The 26,485-nt window shown below is 63.1% G+C and carries 32 protein-coding genes; 21 read left to right on the forward strand and 11 right to left on the reverse strand.

What is annotated here, in order from left to right; genetic code table 11:
• Positions 1 to 43 precede the first annotated feature (43 nt).
• On the reverse strand, positions 44 to 1,825 hold the full coding sequence (locus FJ988_RS06925; protein ID WP_140816001.1) for an adenylate/guanylate cyclase domain-containing protein: 1,782 nt from the start codon (positions 1,823 to 1,825) through the stop codon (positions 44 to 46).
• Positions 1,826 to 2,242: 417 nt separating this feature from the next.
• On the opposite strand from FJ988_RS06925, the gene FJ988_RS06930 reads away from it, so the two are divergent.
• From FJ988_RS06930 to FJ988_RS06940, 3 genes are all read left to right on the forward strand, one after another.
• Entirely contained in the window at positions 2,243 to 2,500 is a 258-nt protein-coding gene (locus FJ988_RS06930; RefSeq protein WP_140816002.1) for a PepSY domain-containing protein, read from the forward strand.
• Between the two features lie 80 nt (positions 2,501 to 2,580).
• Positions 2,581 to 3,306, forward strand: a complete 726-nt coding sequence (locus FJ988_RS06935; protein WP_140816003.1) for a lysozyme inhibitor LprI family protein — start codon at positions 2,581 to 2,583, stop codon at positions 3,304 to 3,306.
• Between the two features lie 67 nt (positions 3,307 to 3,373).
• Entirely contained in the window at positions 3,374 to 3,853 is a 480-nt protein-coding gene (locus FJ988_RS06940) for a hypothetical protein (RefSeq protein WP_140816004.1), read from the forward strand.
• Between the two features lie 39 nt (positions 3,854 to 3,892).
• Here the strand turns inward: FJ988_RS06940 and FJ988_RS06945 are convergent, their stop codons facing one another.
• Positions 3,893 to 5,785 (reverse strand): murein L,D-transpeptidase, encoded by a 1,893-nt coding sequence (locus tag FJ988_RS06945; protein WP_140816005.1) that lies wholly within the window; start codon positions 5,783 to 5,785, stop codon positions 3,893 to 3,895.
• 357 nt (positions 5,786 to 6,142) lie between these two features.
• Here FJ988_RS06945 and FJ988_RS06950 point away from each other — a divergent pair, with 357 nt between their 5' ends.
• Positions 6,143 to 6,541 (forward strand): rhodanese-like domain-containing protein, encoded by a 399-nt coding sequence (locus tag FJ988_RS06950; RefSeq protein ID WP_140816006.1) that lies wholly within the window; start codon positions 6,143 to 6,145, stop codon positions 6,539 to 6,541.
• A 109-nt stretch (positions 6,542 to 6,650) separates the two neighbouring features.
• Here the strand turns inward: FJ988_RS06950 and FJ988_RS06955 are convergent, their stop codons facing one another.
• Complete coding sequence (locus FJ988_RS06955) at positions 6,651 to 7,559, reverse strand: alpha/beta hydrolase (protein ID WP_140816007.1); 909 nt, start codon at positions 7,557 to 7,559, stop codon at positions 6,651 to 6,653.
• Between the two features lie 47 nt (positions 7,560 to 7,606).
• Here FJ988_RS06955 and FJ988_RS06960 point away from each other — a divergent pair, with 47 nt between their 5' ends.
• On the forward strand, positions 7,607 to 8,059 hold the full coding sequence (locus tag FJ988_RS06960; RefSeq protein WP_140816008.1) for a MarR family winged helix-turn-helix transcriptional regulator: 453 nt from the start codon (positions 7,607 to 7,609) through the stop codon (positions 8,057 to 8,059).
• A gap of 182 nt (positions 8,060 to 8,241) precedes the next feature.
• Here FJ988_RS06960 and FJ988_RS06965 read toward each other — a convergent pair whose 3' ends face one another.
• Together FJ988_RS06965 and FJ988_RS06970 are read right to left on the reverse strand one after the other, a co-directional pair.
• Entirely contained in the window at positions 8,242 to 8,853 is a 612-nt protein-coding gene (locus FJ988_RS06965; protein WP_140816009.1) for a pyridoxamine 5'-phosphate oxidase family protein, read from the reverse strand.
• A gap of 80 nt (positions 8,854 to 8,933) precedes the next feature.
• The gene (locus FJ988_RS06970; RefSeq protein WP_140816010.1) at positions 8,934 to 9,287 is read right to left on the reverse strand and encodes a gamma-butyrobetaine hydroxylase-like domain-containing protein; all 354 of its coding nucleotides are present in this window, start codon (positions 9,285 to 9,287) and stop codon (positions 8,934 to 8,936) included.
• 196 nt (positions 9,288 to 9,483) lie between these two features.
• Here FJ988_RS06970 and moaA point away from each other — a divergent pair, with 196 nt between their 5' ends.
• The 13 genes from moaA to FJ988_RS07035 all read left to right on the forward strand — a co-directional run bounded on the left by moaA (position 9,484) and on the right by FJ988_RS07035 (position 19,100).
• Positions 9,484 to 10,479, forward strand: a complete 996-nt coding sequence (moaA, locus tag FJ988_RS06975; RefSeq protein ID WP_140816011.1) for a GTP 3',8-cyclase MoaA — start codon at positions 9,484 to 9,486, stop codon at positions 10,477 to 10,479.
• A gap of 53 nt (positions 10,480 to 10,532) precedes the next feature.
• On the forward strand, positions 10,533 to 11,024 hold the full coding sequence (locus tag FJ988_RS06980; protein WP_140816012.1) for a hypothetical protein: 492 nt from the start codon (positions 10,533 to 10,535) through the stop codon (positions 11,022 to 11,024).
• Positions 11,025 to 11,136: 112 nt separating this feature from the next.
• Entirely contained in the window at positions 11,137 to 11,496 is a 360-nt protein-coding gene (locus FJ988_RS06985) for a hypothetical protein (protein ID WP_140816013.1), read from the forward strand.
• A 120-nt stretch (positions 11,497 to 11,616) separates the two neighbouring features.
• Positions 11,617 to 12,537, forward strand: coding sequence for a DMT family transporter (locus tag FJ988_RS06990; protein ID WP_140816014.1), 921 nt, complete (start codon positions 11,617 to 11,619; stop codon positions 12,535 to 12,537).
• Positions 12,538 to 12,542: 5 nt separating this feature from the next.
• Positions 12,543 to 13,175, forward strand: coding sequence for a molybdenum cofactor guanylyltransferase MobA (gene mobA, locus FJ988_RS06995; RefSeq protein ID WP_140816015.1), 633 nt, complete (start codon positions 12,543 to 12,545; stop codon positions 13,173 to 13,175).
• Positions 13,172 to 13,687 carry a molybdopterin-guanine dinucleotide biosynthesis protein B gene (mobB, locus tag FJ988_RS07000; protein WP_140816016.1) on the forward strand — a complete coding sequence of 172 codons (516 nt, stop codon included), beginning with the start codon at positions 13,172 to 13,174 and terminating at the stop codon, positions 13,685 to 13,687. The genes mobA and mobB overlap by 4 nt, the downstream gene beginning before the upstream one ends.
• Before the next feature lie 151 nt (positions 13,688 to 13,838).
• Positions 13,839 to 14,624 (forward strand): ABC transporter substrate-binding protein, encoded by a 786-nt coding sequence (locus tag FJ988_RS07005; RefSeq protein ID WP_140816017.1) that lies wholly within the window; start codon positions 13,839 to 13,841, stop codon positions 14,622 to 14,624.
• Between the two features lie 77 nt (positions 14,625 to 14,701).
• Entirely contained in the window at positions 14,702 to 15,418 is a 717-nt protein-coding gene (locus tag FJ988_RS07010; protein ID WP_140816018.1) for an ABC transporter permease, read from the forward strand.
• On the forward strand, positions 15,415 to 16,236 hold the full coding sequence (locus FJ988_RS07015; RefSeq protein ID WP_140816019.1) for an ABC transporter permease: 822 nt from the start codon (positions 15,415 to 15,417) through the stop codon (positions 16,234 to 16,236). The genes FJ988_RS07010 and FJ988_RS07015 overlap by 4 nt, the downstream gene beginning before the upstream one ends.
• 106 nt (positions 16,237 to 16,342) lie before the next feature.
• Positions 16,343 to 17,212, forward strand: coding sequence for an NAD(P)-dependent oxidoreductase (locus tag FJ988_RS07020; RefSeq protein WP_140816020.1), 870 nt, complete (start codon positions 16,343 to 16,345; stop codon positions 17,210 to 17,212).
• An 8-nt stretch (positions 17,213 to 17,220) separates the two neighbouring features.
• Positions 17,221 to 17,925, forward strand: a complete 705-nt coding sequence (locus tag FJ988_RS07025; RefSeq protein WP_140816021.1) for a DNA alkylation repair protein — start codon at positions 17,221 to 17,223, stop codon at positions 17,923 to 17,925.
• Entirely contained in the window at positions 17,885 to 18,463 is a 579-nt protein-coding gene (locus tag FJ988_RS07030) for a GNAT family N-acetyltransferase (protein WP_140816022.1), read from the forward strand. Before FJ988_RS07025 ends, FJ988_RS07030 begins: the two co-directional genes overlap by 41 nt.
• 64 nt (positions 18,464 to 18,527) lie before the next feature.
• Positions 18,528 to 19,100 (forward strand): DUF3299 domain-containing protein, encoded by a 573-nt coding sequence (locus FJ988_RS07035; RefSeq protein ID WP_140816023.1) that lies wholly within the window; start codon positions 18,528 to 18,530, stop codon positions 19,098 to 19,100.
• 114 nt (positions 19,101 to 19,214) lie between these two features.
• Here FJ988_RS07035 and FJ988_RS07040 read toward each other — a convergent pair whose 3' ends face one another.
• From FJ988_RS07040 to FJ988_RS07055, 4 genes are all read right to left on the reverse strand, one after another.
• Entirely contained in the window at positions 19,215 to 19,706 is a 492-nt protein-coding gene (locus FJ988_RS07040; protein ID WP_006205209.1) for an Lrp/AsnC family transcriptional regulator, read from the reverse strand.
• 108 nt (positions 19,707 to 19,814) lie between these two features.
• On the reverse strand, positions 19,815 to 20,465 hold the full coding sequence (locus tag FJ988_RS07045; RefSeq protein WP_140816163.1) for a uracil-DNA glycosylase family protein: 651 nt from the start codon (positions 20,463 to 20,465) through the stop codon (positions 19,815 to 19,817).
• A complete protein-coding gene (locus FJ988_RS07050) occupies positions 20,462 to 21,073 on the reverse strand; it encodes a glutathione S-transferase (protein ID WP_140816024.1) in 612 nt (203 codons plus the stop codon). Before FJ988_RS07050 ends, FJ988_RS07045 begins: the two co-directional genes overlap by 4 nt.
• A 41-nt stretch (positions 21,074 to 21,114) precedes the next feature.
• On the reverse strand, positions 21,115 to 21,738 hold the full coding sequence (locus FJ988_RS07055) for a thermonuclease family protein (RefSeq protein WP_140816025.1): 624 nt from the start codon (positions 21,736 to 21,738) through the stop codon (positions 21,115 to 21,117).
• A 76-nt stretch (positions 21,739 to 21,814) separates the two neighbouring features.
• Between FJ988_RS07055 and FJ988_RS07060 the strand changes: the two genes are divergently transcribed.
• Positions 21,815 to 23,335 (forward strand): HAMP domain-containing sensor histidine kinase, encoded by a 1,521-nt coding sequence (locus FJ988_RS07060; protein ID WP_140816026.1) that lies wholly within the window; start codon positions 21,815 to 21,817, stop codon positions 23,333 to 23,335.
• Here FJ988_RS07060 and FJ988_RS07065 read toward each other — a convergent pair.
• Positions 23,332 to 24,366, reverse strand: a complete 1,035-nt coding sequence (locus FJ988_RS07065; protein ID WP_407067723.1) for a nicotinate-nucleotide--dimethylbenzimidazole phosphoribosyltransferase — start codon at positions 24,364 to 24,366, stop codon at positions 23,332 to 23,334. The two genes, FJ988_RS07060 and FJ988_RS07065, sit on opposite strands and share 4 nt — an antisense overlap.
• Before the next feature lie 124 nt (positions 24,367 to 24,490).
• Between FJ988_RS07065 and FJ988_RS07070 the strand changes: the two genes are divergently transcribed.
• Entirely contained in the window at positions 24,491 to 24,721 is a 231-nt protein-coding gene (locus tag FJ988_RS07070) for a DUF1289 domain-containing protein (protein ID WP_140816027.1), read from the forward strand.
• A gap of 31 nt (positions 24,722 to 24,752) precedes the next feature.
• Positions 24,753 to 25,457, forward strand: coding sequence for a TIGR02281 family clan AA aspartic protease (locus FJ988_RS07075; RefSeq protein WP_140816028.1), 705 nt, complete (start codon positions 24,753 to 24,755; stop codon positions 25,455 to 25,457).
• Positions 25,458 to 25,466: 9 nt separating this feature from the next.
• Here FJ988_RS07075 and dusA read toward each other — a convergent pair whose 3' ends face one another.
• Positions 25,467 to 26,465, reverse strand: a complete 999-nt coding sequence (gene dusA, locus FJ988_RS07080; RefSeq protein ID WP_140816029.1) for a tRNA dihydrouridine(20/20a) synthase DusA — start codon at positions 26,463 to 26,465, stop codon at positions 25,467 to 25,469.
• Between the last annotated feature and the right edge of the window lie 20 nt (positions 26,466 to 26,485).

Genomic DNA, 26,485 nt, shown 5'->3' on the forward strand with positions numbered 1-26,485 from the left:
GTATGTGAATTCGCTCACGTTTATCTGTCGTCGACGGCAATCATCACGCGGCCGACTTGGCCTGATCGAAATTGGCGATGAGCACGTTGTTTCGTACCGGGTCGACGAACGGTATCCAGCGTATCCTTTGTTCTGAAAAATCGGGGTGCCTGGTCGTGAAAATGGCAAGCTCCCGCACGGCCTCGTCGCTGCGACCGCTTCGCATCAGCGCCCCTATCTTCAGGAACCTGGCATAGAAGTAACTGGGCGACAGGTTGAGCGAGCGCTCGGCAACGGCGATGGCAGATGGCCAGTCCTCGACGAAACAATAGGCCGCCGCCAGTTCGCCCAGATTGTGGAAGCGATAGAGGTCGAACGGGCTCAGCCGTTCCGTATCGAGGAAGAACGGTATCGCCCCGCCGGCGTCGCCGAGCAAAAGCTGCGCGCTGCCCATGGCCGAGCGGGCAAAGGCAAAGCTCGGATTGATGTGGATTGCCTCGGCGAGGTGCTCGGCCGCCAGCACCGGCAGGCCGCGCATGATGTCGGCCGCGCCGAGATAGGCGTGCGGGCGGGCGTCGAGGCTGTCCATGAGCAGCGCCTTGCGCGCAAGCGTCTCGACCTTGTCCAGATCGTCGCTGTCGCCGAAGCGAAGCCAGGCGCGCCAGAAATACCACCAGGCCAGTTCGTTGAGCACCGCGCTCGAATTGGGGTCCTCGCGAAAAGCCTTGTCGAAGAAGTCGAGCGCGATTTCGGTATCGCGGCGCGTGCGCCGGTTCATGTGCCAGCGGCCGCGTCGCACCAATTGCCACGTTTCCAGGCTCTCCCACGGCACCTGGAAGGTGCGCGCCTGCTCGGCCCGGTCGACCTCCTTGTCGAGTATCGAAACGATCTCGCTGCCGATCTGGTCGCGCAGGCTGAAGATGTCGACGAGGTCGCGGTCGAACCGCTGCGACCAGACCAAGCGACCGTTCGAGGTGTCGGTCAGCGAGGCGTTGAGGCGGATCTGGCGATCGTAGCGCGTCAGCGTGCCGCTGACGATGTAGCGCGCGCCGAGAGCGTTGCCGATCAGCCGCGTGCCCAGGCTGTCGTCGCGGAACTGGAAGCTGGAGCCTTTGGCGATCACGGAAAGCCAGCGGGTGTTGGACAGACCATAGATGATGTCTTCGGCAATGCCGTCGGCCATATAGCCGACATCGGGCTCTGCCCCCTCCCCCTGGAACGGCAGCACGGCGATTGCCGGCGGCCCTTTGGCAAGCGGCCTGTAGTGACCGCTAGCGCTCGGAATGGTCGCGAAAGAGGTCGCCGCCGGAGCGCCATTGCCGCCGCGCCCGGCGATCAGGACATGCACCGGCAAGGCGATGTTCTTCAGGCTGAACTCGCCGAGATCGGTGAAGACCGCAGCCGTCTTGTCCTTTACGTGATGCCACGTCGTCGCCGAGATGGCGACGCCGTCATGCGGCGCGAATTCCTGCAGCCGAGCGGCGATGTTGACATCGTCGCCATAGAGACGGCCTTCGCGCACGATGACGTCGCCCGTATTGATGCCAGCGCGGAACGGCATGCGCATGTCCTTGGCGACCGAGGTGTTGAGCGCCATGATCCTTTCCTGAAAATCGAACGCCGCACGCAGCGCTTCGATCGGATTGCCAAACTCGGCCATGATGCTGTCGCCGGCGTCGCCGAAGGTGCGCCCGCCGAAGCTGCCGCAGCTGTCGGCAATGATGTCGCGCCTCTCCTCGAAGGCAGCCACGGCGAGCTCGTCGTCGATGCCCATGAGCCGCGAGAACCCTACGGCGTCGATCGAAATGATTGTCGCGAGCTGACGGGTGTAATTCCGTTCAGCCATGATAGAGCCCCCAGTCCCTGCTTCATTCCGGATCAGGCGACTTGCGCTCAAAAACACTTCGCCGTTTGCCGAGGAGAATCCCCGGCAGGCTCGGCGCGCCGTTGCCACCCTGTAATATCGAGAATTCTAACAGGCTCTCGCCAAAAGCTCTACCACGAACCGCTAATATGACGAATTCGCGTTCCGGCACATGGTTAGCCCTTCGTTATGTCGGAAACCACCTCGCCGCCCCGCTGTTAACCATTGAAATCAAAGCGCTTTTCCGGTCATACAACCGCAAATTGACACGCAGGGCCGCCGGGATCGGCCGCCTCGATACATGCGCCTCGACAGGCGCTATTTTTGAGCCACGGAACCAACCCACCTGAATGCGAGTTTTTTACCGCACTCATGCCAACACGAATTTGCGGGGCAGTCATGCGCATAGTTGTTCTGGCAGCCGGGATCGCGGCTTTGCTCGCCGGCGGACCGGCCTTCGCGGCGGACGACCAGGCATTGCCGCCGCAAAACGCCAAGAAGCTCTCGGAGATCATTGCCAAGGTCGAGCAGCGGACCGATTTCCGCTATATCAAGGAAGTCGACTGGGACAGCGGCGGCTATACCGTCACTTACTACACGACTGACAAGGCCAAGGTTGAAATCACCTATGACCCGGTGACCGGCGAGCCGAAATAAGCCCGCCACTTCACCATTCCCCAGGCTCGGCATTCCGCATAGATTTGGCCATCGATCAGCGGGCACGGCTGGAGGAAAACATGCGCCACTACGTTCGAGCGTTCGCCCGGCTTATTCCCGCGTTTTTGATGGCGTCTTCGCCGGCGCTGGCGGATGGTCCTTCCTTCGATTGCCGCAAGGCGCAACTCCCCACCGAAAAGGCAATCTGCGCCGACCCGCAAATGTCGGCCATCGATGCACTGGTCACCAAAGCCTACGGCGGTTTCGAGCCCGCTTTCGGCGGCGACAAGCGCAAGATCGCACGGGCGCTGGTGGCCGACCGCAACGCTTGCAAGTCGGATGCGGCCTGCATCGTCAGCGCCCAGAACAATGCCCTGCAGACCTACGGCTTCGCGCCGCCCTGGGTACAGGACTACAACGTCGCGCTGATCGGCAAGAAGGCGCTCGACTTGGCGGCGCACACGCCCAATCCGGCCGATCAGCCCCTGCCCGCCTCGGTCGGCAAATGCGGGTTCACCCATATCAAGACGTTGACGACGAGGCTGGGCGACGACCCGCTGGAAACCGCCCCGCCGGAAGGCGGCAGCGCGGCGACATTCACCAATGGCGGCGGCGCCGTATCTTATGATCGAGAGCCAGGGCTGGCGAGTTCGAAAGTCGGCGATCCGGTCGTCATGTGTCTGCTCGCGATCCCGCGCGATTGTCCAAAGGATGATCTGCGCGGCAAGGTCTATTATGGCATCGATCTCGCGCTGAAAGGCACATGGGCGCTTCCCGACTCCGAGCATTTGTGCGGCGGAGCTTGACCCTTGCATCGGCACAACTTTGATGGCTGACTGCGCAACTTGATTGCGGGCACGGGGGGTGCAGGCAATGGTAGGCTACATCCTGAAGCGCATCCTGATGGTGCTTGTCGGCTATCTGGTCGCGGTGCTGGTCGGGCTGATTGCCGTGGTGGTGCTCTACGTCGCGCTGAGCGCGCTACCCAACGCGCCGGGCTATTTCGGGCTCATGGAATTCACGCCCCTTGCCGTGCTGGTGGTCCCGCCGCTCGGCATGTTCGTCTATTTCCTGACGATCATCCTGACCGGCATGCAGACGCTGGTCCTTGCACTCATCGCCGAATTCTTCTCGCTGCGCGGCTTCTGGCTGCACATGCTGTTTGGCGCCGCGGCAGCGGCCAGCGGCTTCGTGCTGATCTGGCCAAACGTGGCTGACGATGCGGAGCGCTACGCCGACATGGGCATCATCGCCGCCTCCGGCCTTGTCGCCGGCTTCGTCTACTGGCTGATCGCCGGGCGGGACGCCGGCTTCCAGCGCCCGCTCATTCAGCAATTCCAGGAAAGGACCTAAGCGGTTTTCCGTTCGAAACTGCGTGAAAACAAACGGCGCTCAGCTTGACGGCGTGCGCACCGCTTCGGTCGCGTCCAGCGCCTGCATCAGCCTTGAATCGCGGTCATAGACGTCGTCGAAATATTCGACCTTGCCCGACATGTCAGGCCATGCGGTGAAGTAAGCGACATAGACCGGGATGACGCGCGTGACGCTCTCGGTCGAATGGCCGTGCTTCAGCTTCTCGGCGATATCGTCGACGGAGGTGTCCAGCACCGCGGCAGCCATGCCGCGCGGATCCTGAAGGCGGATGCAGCCGTGGCTCAGCGCGCGCATGTCGCGGGCGAAGAACGATTTTTGCGGCGTGTCGTGCATGTAGATCGCATGCTTGTTGGGGAACAGGATCTTCAATTCGCCCAGCGCGTTAGCCTCGCTCGGCTGCTGGCGCACGCTGAAGGGGATGTTGGCACCGTAAGCACCCCAATTGACAGCAGAGGACGGGATGCGCTTGCCGCGGGCATCCGTCACCTCGTAGCCGGCGCGGTCGAGATAGCCGGGATCGTTGCGCAGCCTGGGCAGCATCTCGTTGACGATGATCGACTGCGGCACGCCCCAATAGGGATGGAAGTCGACCTGCTTGATCTGGTTGTAGAAGAAGGCGGTCTGGTTGGTGACCTTTCCGATGACCGCGCGGGTCTTCAGCTTCTCCTCGCCATTGTCGATGTAGCTGGCGGTAAAGGCCGGCTGGTTGATGAAGACGCGCGGACTGCCGAGATCGGAGGGCAGCCAGCGCAGTTCCTCCAGCGCCACCTTGACCTTCTCGATCTTGTCGGCCTTGGACGCGCTGACATACAGTGCCACCGTGCGCGGGCCGATGACGCCGTCGCCCTTCATGCCGGCCTTCTGCTGTACCGCCTTGATCACCGGCACCAGTTCTGGATCGTAGAGCTCGCTCTTGCCCAGCCTGTTGAGGATTTCGCCGTAGCTGCCACCCATCTCGTCATCGAGGTTGCTGGCGATGAGGCTCAGCAACTTAGGCAGTTCCGGGCTGCTTTCGCCGGGCTTCAGCAACAGCTTCGGGTCGATGACGACCTCGTTTTCCTCGCTGGCCTCGAGCGCTTCCAGCTCGACGCGCAGCGCCTGGTACTCGGCATTCTGCGGATGCCGCGATTCTAGGTAGGTGCGCACTTCCTGGGTGTGCGCCAGCGTCTTCAGCGCGCCTTCCAGATCGAACGGCTTGGCCGGGAAGTCGTAATAGCCGGTCATGCGGTTGGGCTCGACGCGGCCGTTCTGCGCGTCCTGCGCATAGCGCAGCACACGCGCCGACAGCGCCATCTCGAAGCGGATCATTTCCTTCGTGCGTTCTTCCGGGCTGGCGGAAGTCGTGGCCGCCGGGATGTCGACCGAGTAATCCGCCGGCGTCAGGCCGTAGCTCGCGGCCTCGCCAAGCACCCGCACCACATCCTGCGCCCTGCTGTTGGGCGCATTGTCGCTCACCCAGATGAAATCCGGATTGGCCGAGTAATAGGCGACCAGCGCCTTGGCGATATCGGACTCGGCGAACAGCTCATAGTCGCTCAAGCCGGCCACGGCATCGCGGAAACTGTTGCTCGTGACTGTCGGCACGAAGGCGGCGTCTTGCGCGCTCGCGGTTGTCATTGCCGGCTGAGGCGCCGGCAGCAACGACTTGAAGTCGACGCGTACAAGCTTGTCGGCCTTGTAGGTGTTGTAGGTCGGGCTGCTGATCCTGACGGCTGGCCCGCCGGCCGGTGCCCCTGGATTAATCTTGCGCGGCTTCGGCGGCGGTGGAAACTCGCCCTCAGGATTATGCCGGATGCCGCCGCCGAACAGCATGTCGAACAGCCCTTGCGCGCTCGCCGGCTGCTGGCCGAAGGCCAGCGTCGCCGCAATCGCGATCGGCATGACGGCTTTGTTGTTTCCGAGGAATTTCATGAATCACCCGCACCGGTTGAAACCGGTTCCCGTTCCGCGCCGCTTGACGATCCCGCCTTCCGCATGGCGGATCTAAGACGTGACTATACCGATTCATACCGATTTCGTTAAGCTTCCATAAATTTTCGCAGCCGTGTTGCAGAACAGTTTCACATCCTTGTGAGACCCGCGACAATGAATTGCGCGGATCCCACACAATCAAAAAGGGCATCGAAAAACGGGCAGGCGTTGGCGCTGCAAGCATTGCCGGAGCCGTGGCCGCATGGGAAACCATGACCGCCACGAAGGCGTGACAAACATCGGGCTTTGTGATCGAAATTCCGGCGGCTGCAACAACCGTGGCCGGGAGGGCTTGCCGTGAAAAAGGGTTATCGCCAGCTTCTCGACGAAGCGAACGCCGAGATCGAGGTCGTATCGCCGGAAGAAGCGGCCTCGCTGCTGGAGGATGACGACACGATCTTCGTCGACCTGCGCGATCCACGCGAGGTCGAACGCGACGGTCAGATCCCCGGCGCCAAGCATGTTACGCGCGGCATGCTGGAGTTCTGGATCGACCCGGAGAGCCCCTACCACAAGCCGTTTTTCGCCAGCGGAAAGACCTTCGTGTTCTTCTGCGCCGGCGGCTGGCGCTCGGCGCTGGCGACCAAGACCGCGCAGGATATGGGGCTGACGCCGGTCAAGCACATTCTCGGCGGCTACACCGCCTGGAAAGCGGCCGGCCTGCCGGTCGAGCCGGCGAAGAAGAAGACCGGCTGAACCAATTCCCGGAGCAATTCCAGGAAAAGAGCGCAGCGGTTTTCCGTCCGGACTTGCGTAAAAACAAACGCTTAGAGCGGTCGGCGATTCCGTGAAACGCCGACCCGCTCTAGTGCAGCGTGGCCTCACGCTCCTCGGTCACGAAACCGACGGCGCGCTTGACGACATCCTTGTCGGCCAGGATACGCCGATGGCCGAGCCCGTTCGCCCAGTGCAGGCTGACATGCTCGCCGGCGCCGGCATAACGCGTCGCATGGTCGGCATGGACTTCGCGATCGTCGGGCGCATGGATGATCAGCGTCGGCACGGGTGCGGCGGCAAGCTGGCGATCGCCGGTGAACTCGCTGAGCGGCCGCCCCGACAGATGCTTCACCCTGTCGGCCATGGCGACCCGCGAACGCGGCCCGACATTCAACATATCGCTGAAATCGTCGAAGATCGCCGGCAAGGAACTCGGCGCCGCGATCAGCACCATCTTTTGCGCGGCCAGCGGCGGCATGCCCTTCACCGAGGCCGCGACGGCGTTGGCAGCGATGGCGCCGCCGAAGGAGTGGCCGACGACGGCCGCGAACGGACCGAACCATTCGCCGGCGACGCGTGCCGCGTCCACCGCATTGACCATGTTGAGATGGCGGCCGAGCGAATGGCCATGCCCCGGCAGGTCGAGCGAGACGACCTTGTAGCCGGCGCCGCAAAACCCTTCGATGATGGAACGCATGTATTCGGTGCGCGAGCGCCAGCCATGGATGACCAGCACGGTGCCGCGCGAATCCTTGCCCGGTTCAGGCCGGAACTCGTGCACCACAACGCAATCTCTTTTGGTCTTCAGCCGGTGGTGGCGTGCCTCGGCCATGAAGGCGGAGGCGCGCTCGACGGCCCGGCGCTCGCCATCGGTGAGCGCTTTGACATTGGGTGTGCGGCAAAACAATTCGAACGCCGCGCGACCGCTCAGGCGAGGTATCACATGCTCGGCCGCGCCGAAGACGCCCCGGATGACCTTCAATCCAAATGATGCCATATTGGACATCCATCCATTCGTTCAAGCATGAACATAATAGTTCAAACATGAACATTAAACAAGAGCTGCCCTGGGACAATCCACGCTTCCGCAACTGGGTTGCGGTGGCGCGCGCCTGCCATGTGCTGGAGCGCACGCTGGCGGTAAAGCTCGCCCCACTCGACCTCAAGCCGGCGCAGCTCGACGTTTTGATGAACCTCTACCGCCACCCCGGCATGTCGCAGCACGACCTCGCCCGCAAACTCCTGGTCGGCCGCTCCAACGTCACTATGCTGTTGCCCCAGCTCGAGACGCGCGGGCTGGTACGGCGCGAGGGCGACGAGAAGGACAAGCGCGTGCTCCGGCTTAACCTCACCGAGGCCGGCGAAGCCCTGCTGATGCAGGCGCTCAAGGTTCACATGGCGCTGATCGAAAAGGCGATGAGCCAATCGACGCCGGAGCAGTGCGACCTGATCGGCGATCAGATGCGCAAGATCTATGACGTGCTGAAGGAAGCCTAGCGCCAGCACCGACGGGTGCGCCGAGATTCAGGCCAGGATGCGCCGGAGTCGAAGACGGGCGCGAAGCGACCAAACCGGGCGGCTTCCGAGAACCGGGGCGGAGCGTACTAAGGTACGTGAGCACCGGAAGCGCAGGAGGCCGCCATTTGCAGGCCAGCCTCACCTGAATAGCGGTGCACCGGCTACCACATGGTTTTCTTTGCCCGCTCCGGCCATTCCTTGTCATAGGCTTCGCCGTCGATGTTCTTGCGGCTGGTGACCTCGAGGATCTGTCCGGGCGTCGGCAGCGACTTCGGATCGACATGCCTGGCCTGGTTCCACAATTCCGAGCGCACGATGGCGCGGGCGCATTGGAAATAGACCGTGTCGACCGCGATGACCGTCACCGATCGCGCCGGCTTGCCGTCGACGATGAAGGACGCGCAAAGCGCGGCATCGGTGGTGATGTGGGCGCGGCCGTTGATGCGAAGCGTCGTGCCCGAGCCCGGCACCAGAAACAGCAACCCGACACGCGGATCGCGGATGATGTTCTTCAGCGAATCGGCGCGGTTGTTGCCGCGCCTGTCCGGCATCATCAGCGTCTTGTCGTCGACGATGCGCACGAAGCCGGCAAGATCGCCGCGCGGCGAGCAGTCGAGTCCCTCCGGCCCGCTGGTCGCAAGCGCCACGAAGGGCGAGGCCTCGATAAAGGCAGCGTATTCGGGAATCACATGGTCGAGTTCCTTGACGATCGAGGCTTCGCCGGGAAGACCGTAAAGCGCCCCGAGCTGTTCGACCGATGTGATGAGTGACATTTTCTCGTCCTTTCGAACCCTTGCCGGCGCTACGCCACATGCGTGACGTTTTGACGACAGGCAGTCGTTTCCAGGCGGAACTATCGATCCCGGCTGAGCCCCTTTTCCGCCAGCTCGGCCAGATAGGCGTTCCACCGCTCGTCCTTCTCGTGACCCAGCGTGTGCAGATAATTCCAGGTGAAGATGCCGGTGTCGTGGAAATCGTCGAAGGTGATGCGCACCGCGTAATTGCCGACCGGCTCGATCTTGAGGATCGCGACATCGCGCTTGCCGGGAACCGTCACACGCTGCTCCGGCGAATGGCCCTGCACCTCCGCCGAAGGCGAAACGACGCGCAGCAATTCCGCCGGCAGTTCGAAGGGCTGATGCGCCGGAAAGGTCACGGTGAGCAGCTTGCGGTCTTTCGAGACCCTGAGTTCCTTCGGCGCCGTCATGAATGGTCCTATTTCGGTTGCGCCCTTCCCTACGCCGCTTCGCAGGGTGCGGAAAGCCGCTTGAGGACAGCCGACAGACAATGTCGGTCGGAGAATGTTACCAAAGATCAAGACCTTCTATCTTGAATGCCGCATTGGATCGTATCACATAGCTGTATATAACGACGCCGCCAAAGGCCACGGAAACGCTTCGACGATGGACATGATCGACCCCTTCGGTCGCACGATCAGCTACCTGCGCGTGTCGGTCACCGACCGCTGCGATTTCCGCTGCACCTATTGCATGGCCGAGGACATGACCTTCCTGCCGAAGAAGGATCTTTTGTCGCTCGAGGAACTCGACCGTCTCTGCACCGTCTTCATCGAAAAGGGTGTGAAGAAGCTCCGGCTGACCGGCGGCGAGCCGCTGGTGCGCAAGAACATCATGCATCTGGTGCGCCAGCTGTCGCGGCATCTGCAGAGCGGCGCGCTGGAAGAGCTGACGCTGACGACCAACGGCTCGCAGCTGTCGCGCTTTGCCGCCGAACTCGCCGATTGCGGCGTGAAGCGCATCAACGTCTCGCTCGACACGCTCGATGCCGCAAAATTCCATCAGATCACCCGCTGGGGCAATCTCGGCAAGGTCATGGAAGGTATCGACGCCGCGCAGAAGGCCGGGCTGAAGATCAAGCTCAACACGGTCGCGCTGCGCGACTTCAACGATGCCGAGATCCCCGAGCTGATGCGCTGGGCGCATGGCCGCGGCATGGATCTGACCCTGATCGAGACCATGCCGATGGGCGAGATCGAGGCCGACCGCACCGACCAATATCTGCCGCTGTCGCTGCTGCGCGCCTCGCTGGAGCGCCAGTTCACGCTTTCCGATATCGCCTACAAGACCGGCGGCCCGGCCCGCTACGCCCATGTTGCCGAGACCGGCGGCCGGCTCGGCTTCATCACCCCGATGACACATAATTTCTGCGAAAGCTGCAACCGCGTGCGGCTGACCTGCACCGGCACGCTCTATTTGTGCCTTGGCCAGGAGGACGCCGCCGACCTCAGAGCCCCGTTGCGCGCTTCGGAAGGCAACGAACTGGTCGGCGCGGCGATCGACGAAGCCATCGGCCGCAAGCCGAAGGGTCATGATTTCATTATCGACCGCCGAACCAGCCGTCCCTCGGTGTCGCGACATATGAGCGTCACCGGCGGCTGATTTTTTCGAGTGATTAGTGCATGATCGCCTCTGGTCAGCGACCAGGGGGTACTATGCACCGTTTCCATCGCATCGGCCGGTCGTGGGCGGCGATCCTGTGCTTGTCGGCAATCGCAACGACAACCGCGCTCGCAAGGCCGTTCACCTATATAAATGAGCGGTTCGGCCAGTCCTGCACTTTCCCCGACGAAATATTCAACGACCCCTTGCCCGAACCGACAAATGGCGATGGCCGACAATGGCTCAGCGCCGACGGCGCCGAACTGACCTGCTCCGGCATCAACAATGTCGACGACGAAACGCCGCAGAGCTTTGTCGAAGGGGAAAAGGCGAGCACCGAACCGGGCTACAAGGTGACCTACAGCAAGACGGGCAAGAACTGGGCGGTGCTCTCCGGCACCAAGAACGGCAAGATTTTCTACGAGCGCCGCCTGTTCGGCAAGGACGAGGTCATCCGGACCGTCTTCATCGAATATCCCGCCTCGCTCAAGGCGAAATACGACCCGCTGGTCGGCGCCATCGCCAAAAGCCTGCGCGAACCTTGAGGCAGTCGCGCCACACTGCAAATAAACCTCTTGCGCAAGCCCGCGTCCGATTTACCGGCGCCCCGTTCCGGCCTAGCCTCCGACCGCGGTTTTCGCTCAAGGGGGAGTACACATGCGCAAAATCATTCTTTCACTCGCAATGCTTGGACTTGCTTCGCTGCCTGCGGCTGCCCAGTCGATCGGCGGCACCTACACCGTCGCCGGCACCAATTTCGATGGCTCGAAATATGGCGGCGAGGCCACCATCACCCTGACCAGCGACACGACCTGCACGATCCATTGGGAAACCGGCGGCTCGACCTCCGACGGCATCTGCATGCGCAACGACAATGCCTTTTCGGCCGGCTACGCGATGGGCAAGGAAATCGGTCTCGTCGTCTACAAGATCGAGGAAGACGGCTCGCTGCACGGTCTGTGGACGATCGCCGGCCAGAACGGCAACGGCACAGAGACGCTCACACCGAAGAAATAAGCATTCGAAAGTTTGTCGACCTATATCGGGCCGCGGAAATTCCGTGGCCCATTTCTTTAGCGTTGCTGTTTTTCCATCCGCTGTTAGAGGCTTGGTGCAAAGCTATAACTGGAAACGCCTTTGCCTCTTTCGCCAAATCTGCGCGGCGCGCTGTTCATGATCGTGGCCATGGTCGGCTTCACCTTGAACGACGCGATCACGAAATTCTCTTCCGAATCCATGAACATGGCGCAGGTCATGCTGGTGCGCGGCGCCTTCGCCTCGCTCTTCGTCGGTCTGCTAGCCTGGCAGCGCGGTGCGCTCGCCAATCCGGCGGCAATGCTGCAGCCGATGGTGGCAATGCGGGTGGCCGGCGAAGCCGGCGCCACCGTGTCGTTCCTGATCGCGCTGGCACATCTGCCGATCGCCAATGTCTCGGCCGTCTTGCAGGCACTGCCGCTGGCGGTGACGATGGGCGCGGCGCTGTTCTTCGGCGAAGGCGTCGGCTGGCGGCGCTGGCTCGCCATCGCCATCGGCTTCGCCGGCGTGCTGATCATCGTGCGGCCGGGCTTCGAAGGCTTCAGCGTCTATTCGCTGCTGGCGCTGACCAGCGTCGTCTGCTGCGCGGTGCGCGACCTCGCCACCAAGCGCATTCCGCAGGCGATTCCGACCATGCTGGTGTCGACGGCGACGGCGCTCGCCATGACCATTCTCGGCGCGCTGCTTTTGGCGCCGATGGGCGGCTGGACACCGATGTCTGGACAGGAAACCGCGCTGCTGGCGCTGGCGGCCGTGCTGGTGCTGGTCGGCTATCAGTTCATCATCAAGGCAATGCGCTCGGGCGACATCTCCTTCATCGCGCCGTTCCGATATACCGCGCTTTTGTGGTCGATCCTGCTTGGCCTCGTCATCTTCGGCGACGTCCCGGACCTGCCGATGATCGCCGGCGCCTCGATCATCATCGGCTCCGGCCTTTACGCGCTCTACCGCGAGCGCATCGTCGGCCGGCAACAACCGGCCGCCGAAAGCGCTGGACCCGACATGGCGCCGGACGGCATATAAGCGCTATGGAACAAGGCGTTGCCGGCATCATCCTGGCGGGCGGCCTGTCGCGGCGCATGGGCGGCGGCGACAAGCCTTTGCTTTCGCTTGGAAAGAGCAGGCTGATCGATCATGTCGCCAAGCGCCTGCAGCCGCAGGTGGCCGCGCTGGCGATCAACGCCAATGGCGACCCAACCCGCTTTGCCGGGCTCGATTTGCCGATAACAGCCGATACGGTTCCCGGTTATGCCGGGCCGCTCGCCGGCATCCTTACCGGCCTCGAGTGGGCCGCGACACAAACCGGCTGCGGCTGGCTGGCAAGCGCTGCGGGCGACACGCCCTTCTTTCCGGACGATCTCGTCGAGCGCCTGGCTCAGGCGGCGCGACAACAACCGGATGCGATCGCGGTCGCCAGTTGCAGCGGCCGGTGGCACCCGACCTTCGCGCTCTGGCCGCTCGGCCTGCGCGATACCCTGGGCCGTTTCCTGGTCGACGAGGACAACCGCAAGGTGTCCGCCTTCATGGAGCGGCACGGCTTCGTCGCCGTCGATTTTCCCATGATCGAGGCCGCAGGCGAGCGTATCGACCCGTTCTTCAACGTCAACACGCCGGACGACCTTGCGGTGGCTGAGCGTCTGTTGCAAAGCCTGCCGCCATGAGACGCGTATTCGGCATCACCGGCTGGAAGAATTCCGGCAAGACGACCCTGACCGAGAAGCTGGTCACCGAGCTGGTGGCGCGCGGCTGGACGGTCTCGACCGTCAAGCACGCGCATCATGATTTCGATATCGACAAGCCCGGCGCCGATAGCTTTCGCCATCGCGAGGCCGGCGCGACGGAGGTGGCAATCGTCTCCGGCCGGCGCTGGGCCTTGATGCATGAATTGCGCAACGAAGACGAGCCGAAGCTGGACGACATCCTGGCTAGGCTGGCGCCTTCCGACATCGTGCTGGTCGAGGGCTACAAGCGCGAGACCCACGAGAAGATCGAGGCAAGGCGACTGGAAGCCAAGGATCGCGCGCCGCTTTCGGCCAACGATCCCAACATCGTCGCGGTCGCCGCCGACCACGCAATCCAAGGCGAGACATTGCCGGTCTTCGATCTCGACGACACCAAGTCCATCGCCGACTTCATCGAGCACATCACGGGTCTCGCCGGTAAAACCAAGTAACGCTGCGGCACACGGCGATTGTCGTTTGCCGTTGATTTGCAGTTGCTTTTTTCTCGCAAAGAGTGGGAGTATCCGCCCCAGCGGGCGGTCAAGAAGCTCCGCCCACAAGAGCCGCACGGGACAGCGGCCATGACACTATGAGAGGATCATCATGCGTATTGCACTGCGTATCGCGCTCGCCGCTTCGGCCGCGCTGCTGACACTTGGCGTTGCCCAGGCTCAGGAAAAGACCCTGAGGATCGGCACCGAAGGCGCGTACCCGCCCTTCAACAACCTGACCTCGGACGGCCAGCTGGTCGGCTTCGACATCGATATCGCCAAGGCGCTCTGCGACGAGATGAAGGTGAAGTGCACCTTCGTCGCGCAGGACTGGGACGGCATTATCCCCGCACTTCAGGCCGGCAAGTTCGACGCCATCGTCGCCTCGATGTCGATCACGCCCGAGCGCCAGGAAAAGGTCGATTTCACCCACAAATACTACAACACCCCCTCGGCGATCGCCGTGCCTAAAGATTCGCCGCTCAAGGGCGTGACCAAGGAAGACCTCGCCGGCAAAAACATCGGCGTCGCCACCACCACCACCCATTTCAACTATGCCTCGAAGACCTATACCGACAGCACCATCAAGGGCTATCCGAGCAGCCCGGAGGAACAGGCTGACTTGGCCAATGGACGCCTCGACGCCATCGAGGACGACATCGTCGTGCTGCAGCAATGGCTGGACTCGCCCGATGGCGCCTGCTGCAAGATCCTCGGCCAGCCCTCGCCGCAGCCTGTCGAGATCTTCGGGCCGGGCGCCGGCATCGCTGTGCGCAAGGGCGAGACCGATCTGGTCAACAAGCTGAACGCCGCGATCGACGCCATCCGCAAGAACGGAAAATACAAGGAAATCAACGACAAGTACTTCAAGTTCGACGTCTACGGCGCCGAATCCTGACAAGTTAGCCAGGGCGGTGAGGCACACCTCGCCGCCCCTTTCTCCTTCCGGGATCGCCACGGAGACACGACCCGTCAATGCCGGCCCAAAGCATTTGGACACTTCTGAGCTGGGGACCGGACGGCTGGAGTGACGACATTGCGTCTGGCGTGCTGGTCACCGTTCTACTGGCGCTCGCCACATTGCCGATCGGCCTGGTGATCGGCTTTTTCGTCGCCTTCGCCAAGCAGCACGAAGAGCCGTCGCTCAGGCTAGCGGCCAACATCTACACCACCGTCTTTCGCGGCCTGCCGGAACTGGTGACGCTGTTCCTGTTCTTCTTCGGCATGCCGCTGCTGCTGCAATATGTCGTGCGGCTCTTCAACCCAGACGCCACGATCGACGTCAACAGCTTCATCGCCGGCATGATCGTGCTGTCGCTGATCTTTTCCTCCTATGCCAGCGAGGTCTTTCTCTCGGCGTTCCGCGCCATTCCCAAAGGCCAGTATGAGGGCGGCTACGCCGTCGGCTTGGCGAAATGGCAGACGATGCGGCTGATCATCCTGCCGCAGTTGATCCGCATCGCGTTCCCCGGCCTCGAGAACTGCTGGCTGAGCCTGCTCAAGGACACTTCGCTGGTTTCGGTCGTCAACCTCGCCGAGACGCTGCGCCAATCAGGGGTGGCGGCACGCGTCACCAAGCATGCCTTCCTGTTCTACAGCGTCGCGGCGCTGATCTTCCTGGCTCTGGCCATCCTGTCTTCGATCGCCAGCGGCTACATCCTGCGTCATCTTGGGCGGAGGGCGGCACGATGAGCATCAGCCAAGCCATCGTCGACAAGCCGCCCCCTTTGGCGCGCGGTTGGCCGCGCGCCCGCATCGTTGGCTACGCGCTGGTCGGCGTCTGGATCCTCTTCGGTCTCGGCATCGTCGCCTATCTCATCTACGCCTGGAATCCCGAATTCTTCGCCCGCTACGCGCCGGCCTATCTGCAGGGCCTGGGAACGACCCTGTCGCTGGTGTCCATCTCGATGGTGCTTGGAGCGATCTTCTCGCTGCCGGTCGCCTATGGCCGCATGTCGAGGAACCGGATCCTGTCCGGGCTTGCCTATTGCTACGTCTATTTCTTCCGCGGCACGCCGCTGCTCGTGCAGACCTATCTCGTCTATTACGGCGTCGGCTCTTTCCGGCCACAACTCGAATCAGTCGGGCTCTGGTGGTTCTTCCGCGAAGCCTTTTATTGCGGCGTCTTCGCCTTCTCGCTCAACACCGCGGCGTACCAGGCCGAGATCCTGCGCGGCGCCATCGAAAGCGTTCCGCGCGGCCAATGGGAAGGTGCGGCCTCGCTCGGCCTGCACAGGCTGCAGACGCTGCGCAAGATCATCCTGCCGCAGGCGATCATCGTTGCGCTCAGACCCTATGGCAACGAGCTGATCCTGATGATCAAGGCTTCCGCCATCGTCGCCATCATCACCGTCTACGACCTGATGGGCAATGCAAAGCTCGCCTATGCGAAATCCTTCGACATCCAGGCCTATATCTGGGTCGCGATCGTCTATCTGGTGATGGTCGAGATCCTGCGCCACGGCGTCGAGTGGATCGAGCGCCGGATCACCGTGCACCTTCACCGATAGAGCGCCGGCCTGCACCAGTCGATGCGGCCCTGCGCGCCTTGACGAATTTTTCCCATGGCCTAGACCTTCCGCGACTGAAATCTCTGTTTTGTTGGAAGGCAGGTCTATGGCATCGGTGGCATTTCTCGGTCTGGGCGTGATGGGTTACCCGATGGCCGGGCACCTCAAGAACAAGGGCGGCCACGACGTCACCGTCTATAACCGCAGCACGGCCAAGGCCGAGCAATGGGTCGCCCAACATGGCGGCAGGCTGGCGCCGACGCCGGCGGAGGCCGCCGAGGGCAAGGATTTCGTCTTCTCCTGCGTCGGCAATGACGACGATCTGCGCTCGGTGACGACCGGCGCCAACGGCGCTTTCGCCGCGATGAAGAAGGGCGCCATCTTCATCGACAACACCACCGCCTCGGCCGAGGTCGCGCGCGAGCTCGACGAGGCCGCGCGCAAGGCAGGTTTCTCCTTCCTCGACGCGCCGGTTTCGGGCGGCCAGGCCGGCGCCGAGAACGGCGTGCTGACCGTCATGGTCGGCGGCGATGAGGCTGCCTTCCACAAGGCGAAGCCCGTCATCGACGCCTTCGCCCGCATGGTCGGACTGATGGGGCCGGCGGGCGCCGGCCAGTTGACCAAGATGATCAACCAGATCGCCATTGCCGGCCTCGTCCAGGGGCTGGCCGAAGGCATCCATTTCGGCAAGAAGGCCGGGCTCGACATCGAGAAGGTCATCGAGGTGATCTCCAAGGGCGCTGCCGGTTCCTGGCAGATGGAAAACCGCCACAAGACGATGAATGCCGGCAAATATGATTTCGGCTTCGCTGTCGACTGGATGCGCAAGGATCTCGGCATCTGCCTGGCCGAGGCCAACCGCAACGGCGCCAGGCTGCCGGTGACCGCACTTGTCGACCAATTCTACAAAGATGTGCAGGCGATGGGCGGCCGGCGCTGGGACACGTCCTCGCTGCTCGCCCGTCTCGAAAAATAGGCCGCGCGATGGCTGCGCCCGATCCGAGCTGGAGCACCGACGATATCGTCGCATATCTGCGCTCGATCGGGACGGAGGAAAACCGCGCCGGCATGGCGCGCTTCGGCATCAACACCGCGACCGCGCTCGGCATCGGCAATTCCGAATTGCGGCCGCTGGCGCGCAAATTGAAGAAACACCACGAGCGGTCGCTGCTTCTCTGGGACAGCGGCATTCGCGAGGCGCGGCTGATCGCGGCCTTCACCGGCGAGCCTAAGAAGGTCGACCTCGCCCAATGCCGGCGCTGGGCCACGGATTTTGACAGCTGGGAGATCGTCGACACGGTTTCCGACCTGTTTGTCGAGACGCCGTTCTGGCGAGAGCTGATCGACGAATTCGCCGCGGACGAGCGCGAATTCGTCCGCCGCACCGCCTTCGCCATGCTGGCCTGGGGCGCGGTGCATCTCAAGAAAGAGCCGGACGCGACCTTCCTTTCCTATCTGCCGCTGATCGAGAAACATGCCGGCGATCCGCGCAACTTCGTCCGCAAGGCGGTGAACTGGGCGCTGCGGCAGATCGGCAAGCGTTCAATGGCGCTGCACGCCCCTGCCCTGGCGCTGGCTGAAAAGCTTGCGGCATCGTCCGACAAGACGGCACGCTGGATCGGCAAGGATGCGGTGAAGGAACTAACGGATGCCAAACAGCTCGAAAGGCTCATCGCCAAAGAAGCCTGACCTGGCGGGTATCCGCTTCATCGAGGTGACGCGGGAAACGCGGGGTCGTTTCGAAGATCTTTTCGAACAGCCAGGCGCGCCGAAATACTGCTGGTGCATGGCCTGGCGCCACTCAAGTCGCGAGCACATGCAGAACGGCGAAAAGAAGCGCATGATGCTGGCGCGGATCGATGGCCGCACGCCGGTCGGCATCGTCGCGGAGCTCGGGGGCGAGACGGTCGGCTGGTGCTCGGTCGCGCCGCGCGACACCTATCGCCGGCTTTGGAAAGAGCAGGACAACGGCGAGAAAGATGTCTGGTCGATCGTCTGTTTCTACGTTCCGAGAAGCTTGCGCGGCGGCGGCCTGGCTTCTTCCCTGCTCGATGCCGCGATCACGCATGCCTTCGCCAAGGGCGCACGCGTCGTCGAGGCCTATCCCGTCGACGCGGCCGCGCCGAGCTATCGCTTCATGGGTTTTCGCGACATGTTCGTGGCGCGGGGTTTTCATGAGATTGGCACAGCCGGTACGCGCCGCCATGTGATGCGGCTTGAACAGTGAGCCCGGATCGGTCACGACGCTTTTACTCGATTCCGAAAACGGACTGGCGGAGGATGGAGCGGCCATGAGCAAGCGTTTCAAATCAAGCGCGGCGCTGGCGGTCGCGCTCCTCGTTGCCGCCACTAGAGCCGATGCCGCGGCCGACGTCGCGCACATCTTCTGGAAGGACCTGCGCCCTGCAACGCAAGCGATCGCCGAGGACGCCAATCTGCCGATGATCGCGGCAAAGCTGCCCGATCACGGCGAGACGTTGTCGCTCAACCTGCAGGACAAGACGATACAATTAGCCGGCTATGCATTACCGGTCGACCGGGACGGCGACCTCGTCTACCAGTTCCTGCTGGTGCCCTGGACCGGCGCCTGCAGCCACATGCCGACGCCGCCGCCAAATCAGATCGTGCTCGTCACGCCGGCGCATCCCTACAAGATGAAAGAGGCCTACGAACCGGTCGCGGTGACCGGCACGCTGCAGCCTGGCATGGAGAAGAGCCAGCTCTTCATCCTCGACGGCGTCTCGATCGTCCAGTCGGGCTACACGGTACGCAAGGCCGAGGTGGCGAGCGTCGATACCGTGCCGGATACGGTCACGCTGCCGGTCAACTCGCCGTGGAGTTTCCTCAACAAAAAGAAGAACTAATGCATGTCGCGCAAAAGTGCGCAGCGGTTTTGCGGCAACGACATGCATCAAACAAAAATCTAAAGCGCGTTGCTTGAATTCGTTTCGACGCGACGCGCTTTAAAAGCGCGCCGCTCACGCGGCGTTCGCACCCGACTCCTTGTCCAGCACCATGTAGTCGAGCGGGATCTCGGTCGTGTATTTGATCTGCTCCATGGCGAAGGACGACGACACGTCGCGGATCTCGATCTTGGCGATCAGCCGCTTGTAGAAGGCATCGTAAGCCGCGATGTCGGGCACCACGACGCGCAACAGGTAATCGACGTCGCCGCTCATGCGGTAGAACTCGACCACCTCGGGAAATTCCTGGATGACTTCGGAGAAGCGGCGCAGCCATTCATGGCTGTGCGAGTTGGTGCGGATCGACACGAACACGGTGACGCGCACATTGACCTTCTCATGGTCGAGGATGGCAACACGCCGCTTGATGACGCCCTCTTCCTCCAGCTTCTGGATGCGCCGCCAGCATGGCGTCGTCGACAGGCCGACTTTCTTGGCAACGTCGGCCACCGCAAGCGTGGCGTCCTCCTGCAGGAGGCGGAGAATTTTTCTGTCGAGGCGGTCCATGGGGAGGCTCCAGGGGAATAGTTTGGCTATAATCCATGAGATTTTTAGCTTTCACAAGAAAGAAATTCTGCCAAAGGCGGCAAAAGCGAGTGATATCTTGCGAGATCACTAATGGATGCGATAGCGGATTTCCGCTCTCAGGAAGGGCAGCAAATCCATTTCAAACCAGGGATTCTTCTTCAGCCAGCCGGTGTTGCGCCAGGACGGATGCGGCAAGGGCAGCACTTTCGGGCCGGCCGACGCATCCCAGATCGCACGCCAGTTTCTGACAGTGTCCGTCAAGGATGCCGCTCGCGTCGTGCCCATATGCCAGGCCTGGGCGTAGCCGCCGATGGTCAGCACCAGATCGATTTGCGGCATGAGCGCCATCAATTGCGCACGCCAGGCCGGTGCGCATTCGCGGCGCGGCGGCAGGTCTGCGCCCTTGGCGTCCTGGCCGGGAAAGCAGAACCCCATCGGCACGATGGAGAACTTTTGCGTGTCGTAGAATTCTTCGCTGCTAACGCCGAGCCAGCTTCTCAAGCGATCGCCGGACGCATCGGTGAACGGCATGCCGGACAAGTGGACCTTGGTGCCCGGTGCCTGGCCGGCCAGCAGGATCCGCGCGGCCGAGGACGGCAGCAGCACCGGACGCGGCTCGTGCGGCAAGGGCCGACCGAGCGGATGCTCGACGCAGATACGGCAAGCCCGTACCTGTGCTGTGAGACGCTCCAGCGCGTCGCTTGCGGCAGTCAGACTATTCAAATCGCGAGGCCTCAGGCACCAGCGCTCGGCCGGCTGCTCAGCGCCGCAAACCAACGCAGCACGTTGGCGCACTCTTCCGGCACTTTTATGCGGGCCGGCTTCATGAAATCGATGGCGATCATGCCGGTGATGTCGGCGACCGAATAGTCGTCGCCGGCAGCGAATTCCCGATCCGCCAGCTCATGATCGAGAATATGCAGGAATTCGATCACCTTCGGCTTGTTGGCCTCGCCCCATTCGGGGATCTGCGGCACCTCCCATTCCTTCATTGCCGGGTGGATATGGCGGAAGGCGGCTGCGACAGAGCCCATCAGGTTCAGTTCCATGCGCCGCTGCCACATCTCGACCTTGGCCTTGCCGAGTGCGCCCTTGCCGAACAGAGCCGGCTCGGGGTGCAGTTCGTCGAAATAGCGGCAGATGGCGATCGATTCGGTGATGATCGTGCCGTCATCCAGCTCAAGCACCGGCAGGCGCCGTAGCGGGTTGCGCGAGGCAACGGCTTGCTCGCGATGTTGCAGCGCACCCATGTCGACCGGCACCAGCGGCACCGTCAGGCCCTTTTCAGCAAGGAAGACGCGCACACGCCGAGGGTTGGGCGCGCGGCCGCCGTCGAACAGTTTCATACGATCCTCCTGATTTCTTTCCGGATCATAGGGCGCATCCGTCACCGGAAGCGAAAAAATTCGCTCAGCGCGTCGCCGACCGAAGCCAGCATGCCGTGCCTGCGCTCGACCGGAGCGCCGTGATGACTGTCGCGCCAATCCTGCGGCGCATCGAACGTGCCGGCCCAGATGCCCGCCTTGGCTGCTTTCGCGCCGGCTTCCTCGATTTCGAAATCGCCAAAAGCGACGGCCCATCCAGCCTCCACCTGGGCGCGGTTGAGGTCGGTGTCGCCTGCCTTGCAATAGCCGAGCAGCCGGCCATAGCGGTCGTGTTGCCAGCCGCTGCACGACACCGGCCGGTTGGCGATCAGCTTGACCAGCGACTGCCGCGCCAGCTTGCCACAGGCATAATCGGCGCCGTCCTTCTGGCAGACCTGCAGATATTCCGGCGCGTCGATGCCGCGCATGCGGATGCGCTCGGTCCCCAACGTGATCGAATCACCGTCATTGACGATTGGAACACCCTGCTCTTTGCGCGTCTCGAAGCGGTCGATACGAGCGGCCACCAGGATAAGCAATCCGAGGATAAGCACGGCCAGACAACAGTCGAGCAGCTTGCGCCCCATGCTTCGCGGCGCGCTTGCCGCGGTGCGCCGGCGCGGTCCTCGCTGCCAGGAGCGGCTCATATGGCAAACAGTCTCTTAATCATTCGAACGTAGCTTAACGAACTGGAAATCGCTGCGCGCAGAAATTGATGTTTGTATGCCTTTGCTACGCTCGAACACAGCGGATAAATTCATTGTGGACCGCCGAAAACCGCACCGCAACAGCGATGTGGCGCGCGCGGTACGCAAGACGCGCGACCGCCTTTCGCAGCAGGCCGGCAGCCTCGATTTCGACCGTGATCTCCTGAAGCTGCATGCGCGTGCCATGGTGGTGAGCGCGACCGCCATCCCGCTGCTCGTGCTCGCCGTCGGCGGTCTTGGCCGTCTGGTTGGACTGGACAGCCAAATCACCATCTGGGCGCTGGTCACGCTGCTTTGCTACACGGTCGTCACCTTCATGGCGCGTCGCGTCGAAAAGACGGAAGCTTCCGAGCTCGACCCGGTGCAGACGCGACGCGATTTCCTGATTGGCCACTTCCTGTGTGGCCTCGCCTGGGCGTGGTTCGCCTGGATCGGCTGCGCCACGTGCCAGGTCGACCAGTTCCATGTCGGCAAAGCCATGGTGCTGCTGATCGCCATGGCGACGACCGCCGTGATGGCGTCCTCGCTGGGCGGAGCCCTGTTTGCCACCTTCGCCATTCCCGTGGCCGTCTACGTCTATGTCGTTGTGCGTCTTTGGACGCCGATCGAGGTCACCATGGCGGCGCTCCTTATCGTCGCGCTTCCCTTCTTCGGCTATATCGCTCGCCACCTCAATCAATCCTCGCTGATGCTTCTCTCCTTCCGCTCGGAAAAGGACGCGCTGATTGCCGAGGTGGAAACGGCGAAATCGATGTCGGACGAAGCCAGGCGGCGCGCCGAGGACGCCAACCTGGCGAAATCGCGCTTTCTCGCCTCGATGAGCCATGAGCTCAGGACACCGCTCAATGCCATTCTCGGCTTCTCCGAAGTGATGGCCAATGAGGTGCTCGGGCCGATGAACAATCCGACCTACCGCGACTATGCCCATGATGTGCACGAATCCGGCCAGCATCTGCTCGACCTGATCAACGAGATCCTCGATCTGTCGCGCATCGAGGCCGGCCGCTACCAGCTCAACGAGGAGCCGGTGGTTCTGGTGATGATCGTCGAGGACTGCTGCCACATGATGGAGCTGCGCGCCCGCAACAAGGACATCCGGGTTGTGCAAGAGTTCGAGGAGACCCTGCCCCGCCTGTTCGCCGACGAGCGCGCAGTGCGCCAGATCACGCTCAACCTCATGTCCAACGCGATCAAGTTCACGCCGTCCGGCGGCGAGGTGCGCGTGCGCGTCGGCTGGACGGCAGGCGGCGGCCAGTACATATCGGTCAAGGACAATGGCCCGGGCATCCCGGATGAAGAAATCCCGGTGGTGCTTTCGGCCTTCGGCCAGGGCTCGATCGCCATCAAGAGCGCCGAACAGGGCACCGGCCTTGGCCTGCCCATCGTGCAGGGCCTGCTCGCCATGCATGGCGGCGAGTTCGAGCTTCACTCCAAGCTGCGCGAAGGCACCGAGGCGATCGCCATCTTCCCGCTCAGCCGAGTGATGGAGGAATTGCCGGCGCTGCCAACCAAAACAGTCGCCGCGCGGCGGCGCTAACGACGTATGGCTGCAGCCATGCCGGAGCTCGTCAGCGCCGCTGCCTTGACAATGCCCGCAGCGAGAGCCGCGCCCACCCCTTCCTCGTGACTGATGCCAAGATCGAGCAGCGGCCGCAGCCCCAGCAGCCCAGCCGCCTTGGCATGGCCGGGCTCGGGTGACAGGCTGGCAAGCAGGCAATGGTCGAGCGCCACGGGATTGGCTTTGTGCAACACGGCCGCCGCGGCGGTCGCCGCGAACCCGTCGAGCAGCACCGGGATCTTCTGCATGCGGGCGGCAAGGATTGCGCCGCAGATCGCCGCGAATTCGCGTCCGCCGACACGGCGCAGGGCCTCCAGCGGATCGCCAAGGCTGGAACCATGAAACGCCAGCGCCCGGTCGACCACATCGGCCTTGAGCGCGATCATCGCGTCATCGGCGCCGGATCCCGGTCCGACCCAGTCGGCGCCTTGGCCGCCGAACAATGCCGCGCACAAGGCGGCGGCGATGGTCGAATTGCCGACGCCCAGATCACCAAGGCACAAAAGGTCGGCGCCGCCGGCGACGGCCTCCATGCCGAAGGCCATGGTCGCGACGCAGCCGCGCTGGTCGAACGCCGCTTCCTCGGCGATGTCGCCGGTCGGGATATCCAAGGCAAGGTCGAAGACCTTAAGGCCGAGATCGTTGGCTATGCAGACCTGGTTGATGGCGGCGCCTCCGGCGGCGCAGAGCTCGACCACATTGGCGGTCGCCGCCACCGGCCTTGGCGAGATGCCGTGCCGGACGGCGCCGTGATTGCCGGCAAAGATCGCCACCAGCGGCCGGTTGATCGCCGGCGGCGCCCGCCCGCTCCAAGCGGCGAGCCAGGCCGCGACATCCTCGATCCGCCCCAGCGAGGCCTTTGGCTTGTCGGCCCTGGCGAACAGCATGCGTACTTTGGACTCGGCCGCCTCATCGGCCGGCGGCAGCGCCGCCAGAAGGCTGCGGAAATCGTCGAAAGGCGTTGCGGGCATTATGTCGATCGCGGCTCGTTGCGGGGTCGCCAGCGGCATAGCCGCCTTCTTGGACCGGCACAACCGCCTGGACATGCCGCGAATGCGTTGGCCGGCGGCGCATTGCGGAGGGCTTGCATTGCTCCGGCGGTTGCACCATGTGGAGGAAAGGCAAGAGAACCGTATGACCGCCATCGAATCCCCCTGCATCCTGGTCTGTTCGATCGACATGAAGACCGGCTTCTGCTTCGGCTGCGGCCGCACGCGCGACGAGATTTCGGCCTGGCTCACGATGGCGCCGGATACGCGCCGCGCGGTGATGGCGGAATTGCCGGCGCGGCTGGAAACGGTCGAGCGGCGCCCGCGCCGCGAAACCCGCCGCACCCGCATGACGCGCGAACGCGGCGCTGTCTGAGATACCGGCCGTTTGAGATAGAGGTTTGGCGTTGAGTCGTTTGTTCTGGATCGTGATGGCGGCGATCGGCATCGGTGTGGTGCTGCTCATGCTCAACAATTCCGCCGGCCGCACATTCGGCATGAACAACGATAATTTCGGCCATTTGATCTGGGTCGTCGTGCTGGTCACGGTGATCGGCGCCAGCCTGCTTCGCTCCGGCCGTCCGCTGGGCGACATGGCGCGCAATCTCGGTGTCTGGGCGGCCCTCGTCCTGGCGCTGATCGCCGGCTACCAGTATCGCTACGAATTGCAGGATGTGGCTCACCGCGTGACGGCGGGCCTCGTTCCCGGAAGCCCGCTGGCGCTGGGCGTGGAGAACGGCCGCCCGACGGTGACGCTCGACAAGGCCGGCAACGGCCATTTCGAAGCCCGCATCCTGGTCAACGGCACGCCGGTTCGAGCCGTCGTCGACACCGGCGCGACCAGCACGGTGCTGACCTCCGAGGATGCGCAGGCGGCCGGCTTCAATCCCGCGGCGCTGAGCTACAATGTGGACGTCTCGACCGCCAATGGCATGGCGCGGGCGGCCACCGTCAGGACCGACGAGGTTGCGATCGGCGGCATCACCCGCAAGAACATGATGGTGATGGTGGCGGCGCCCGGCATGCTGGAACAAAGCCTGCTCGGGATGAATTTCATCAGCTCGCTGTCGGGGTTCGACGTGCGCGGCGACCGCATGACCCTGCGGGACTGATCGGAAAAGTCAGGCCGCCTCGGGCTCGGCCGCCGCGAAATCGATCGCCGCGAATGCGGTCCGCAGCACATCCGGCCCGGCGCCCGGCTTGTTGGCTTCGGTGGACAGGATCTGCCGGAAGCGGCGCGCACCGGGCTGTCCGTGAAACAGCCCGACCATATGGCGGGTAACATGGCCGAGCCGCCCGCCCTTCTCGATGTGGCGCGCAGCATAATCGGCCATGGCGTCGACCAGCGCCGCATAGTCGAAGGCGCCGGGCGCATCGCCATAGAAGGCGGCATCGACGCCGGCGAGGATGCCAGGCGTATGATAGGCGGCACGGCCAAGCATGGCCCCGTCGACATGGCCAAGATGCGCCAAGGCTTCTTCGAGAGATTGAATGCCGCCATTGATGCCGATGAATTCGTTCGGCTTTTTCGCCTTCAGCCGATAGACGCGCGGATAGTCGAGTGGCGGGATCTCGCGGTTCTCCTTCGGGCTCAGCCCCTCCAGCCAGGCCTTTCGCGCATGCACCCAGAGCGCATCGGCGCCGGCCGCGAACACGCCGTCGGCCAGCGTATCGAGGGCAGGCTCGGGATCCTGATCGTCGACGCCGATGCGGCATTTCACCGTGACGGGGATTTTCACCGCCGCCTTCATCGCCGCCACGCAATCTGCAACAAGGACCGGCGTCTTCATCAGGCAGGCGCCGAACGTGCCCGACTGCACCCGGTCGGACGGGCAGCCGACATTCAAGTTGATCTCGTCATAGCCGAAGGCCTCGCCGACCCGCGCCGCCTCGGCAAGCTTTGCCGGATCCGATCCGCCGAGCTGCAGCGCCACCGGATGCTCCGCATCGTCGAAACCGAGCAGCCGTTCGCGCGCGCCATGAATGACCGCGTCGGCCACCACCATCTCGGTATAAAGCAGCGCGCGGCGCGTCAGCTGACGGTGGAAGAACCGGCAATGCCGGTCCGTCCAGTCCATCATCGGGGCCACGGCCACTCTATGCTCTTGATTTTTCAGCATTTTTTCTTTAACATCAAATT

This window comes from Mesorhizobium sp. CU3 (assembly GCF_006442965.1).
Taxonomy (GTDB): domain Bacteria; phylum Pseudomonadota; class Alphaproteobacteria; order Rhizobiales; family Rhizobiaceae; genus Mesorhizobium.

Coding starts and splice junctions, on each gene's coding strand:
- FJ988_RS06925 (WP_140816001.1), bottom strand. CDS start 1,825: ATGGCTGAACGGAATTACACCCGTCAGCTCGCGACAATCATTTCGATC.
- FJ988_RS06930 (WP_140816002.1), top strand. CDS start 2,243: ATGCGCATAGTTGTTCTGGCAGCCGGGATCGCGGCTTTGCTCGCCGGC.
- FJ988_RS06935 (WP_140816003.1), top strand. CDS start 2,581: ATGCGCCACTACGTTCGAGCGTTCGCCCGGCTTATTCCCGCGTTTTTG.
- FJ988_RS06940 (WP_140816004.1), top strand. CDS start 3,374: ATGGTAGGCTACATCCTGAAGCGCATCCTGATGGTGCTTGTCGGCTAT.
- FJ988_RS06945 (WP_140816005.1), bottom strand. CDS start 5,785: ATGAAATTCCTCGGAAACAACAAAGCCGTCATGCCGATCGCGATTGCG.
- FJ988_RS06955 (WP_140816007.1), bottom strand. CDS start 7,559: ATGGCATCATTTGGATTGAAGGTCATCCGGGGCGTCTTCGGCGCGGCC.
- FJ988_RS06960 (WP_140816008.1), top strand. CDS start 7,607: ATGAACATTAAACAAGAGCTGCCCTGGGACAATCCACGCTTCCGCAAC.
- FJ988_RS06965 (WP_140816009.1), bottom strand. CDS start 8,853: ATGTCACTCATCACATCGGTCGAACAGCTCGGGGCGCTTTACGGTCTT.
- FJ988_RS06970 (WP_140816010.1), bottom strand. CDS start 9,287: ATGACGGCGCCGAAGGAACTCAGGGTCTCGAAAGACCGCAAGCTGCTC.
- moaA (WP_140816011.1), top strand. CDS start 9,484: ATGGACATGATCGACCCCTTCGGTCGCACGATCAGCTACCTGCGCGTG.
- FJ988_RS06980 (WP_140816012.1), top strand. CDS start 10,533: ATGCACCGTTTCCATCGCATCGGCCGGTCGTGGGCGGCGATCCTGTGC.
- FJ988_RS06985 (WP_140816013.1), top strand. CDS start 11,137: ATGCGCAAAATCATTCTTTCACTCGCAATGCTTGGACTTGCTTCGCTG.
- mobA (WP_140816015.1), top strand. CDS start 12,543: ATGGAACAAGGCGTTGCCGGCATCATCCTGGCGGGCGGCCTGTCGCGG.
- mobB (WP_140816016.1), top strand. CDS start 13,172: ATGAGACGCGTATTCGGCATCACCGGCTGGAAGAATTCCGGCAAGACG.
- FJ988_RS07005 (WP_140816017.1), top strand. CDS start 13,839: ATGCGTATTGCACTGCGTATCGCGCTCGCCGCTTCGGCCGCGCTGCTG.
- FJ988_RS07010 (WP_140816018.1), top strand. CDS start 14,702: ATGCCGGCCCAAAGCATTTGGACACTTCTGAGCTGGGGACCGGACGGC.
- FJ988_RS07015 (WP_140816019.1), top strand. CDS start 15,415: ATGAGCATCAGCCAAGCCATCGTCGACAAGCCGCCCCCTTTGGCGCGC.
- FJ988_RS07020 (WP_140816020.1), top strand. CDS start 16,343: ATGGCATCGGTGGCATTTCTCGGTCTGGGCGTGATGGGTTACCCGATG.
- FJ988_RS07025 (WP_140816021.1), top strand. CDS start 17,221: ATGGCTGCGCCCGATCCGAGCTGGAGCACCGACGATATCGTCGCATAT.
- FJ988_RS07030 (WP_140816022.1), top strand. CDS start 17,885: ATGCCAAACAGCTCGAAAGGCTCATCGCCAAAGAAGCCTGACCTGGCG.
- FJ988_RS07035 (WP_140816023.1), top strand. CDS start 18,528: ATGAGCAAGCGTTTCAAATCAAGCGCGGCGCTGGCGGTCGCGCTCCTC.
- FJ988_RS07040 (WP_006205209.1), bottom strand. CDS start 19,706: ATGGACCGCCTCGACAGAAAAATTCTCCGCCTCCTGCAGGAGGACGCC.
- FJ988_RS07050 (WP_140816024.1), bottom strand. CDS start 21,073: ATGAAACTGTTCGACGGCGGCCGCGCGCCCAACCCTCGGCGTGTGCGC.
- FJ988_RS07055 (WP_140816025.1), bottom strand. CDS start 21,738: ATGAGCCGCTCCTGGCAGCGAGGACCGCGCCGGCGCACCGCGGCAAGC.
- FJ988_RS07060 (WP_140816026.1), top strand. CDS start 21,815: ATGCCTTTGCTACGCTCGAACACAGCGGATAAATTCATTGTGGACCGC.
- FJ988_RS07065 (WP_407067723.1), bottom strand. CDS start 24,366: ATGCCGCTGGCGACCCCGCAACGAGCCGCGATCGACATAATGCCCGCA.
- FJ988_RS07070 (WP_140816027.1), top strand. CDS start 24,491: ATGACCGCCATCGAATCCCCCTGCATCCTGGTCTGTTCGATCGACATG.
- dusA (WP_140816029.1), bottom strand. CDS start 26,465: ATGCTGAAAAATCAAGAGCATAGAGTGGCCGTGGCCCCGATGATGGAC.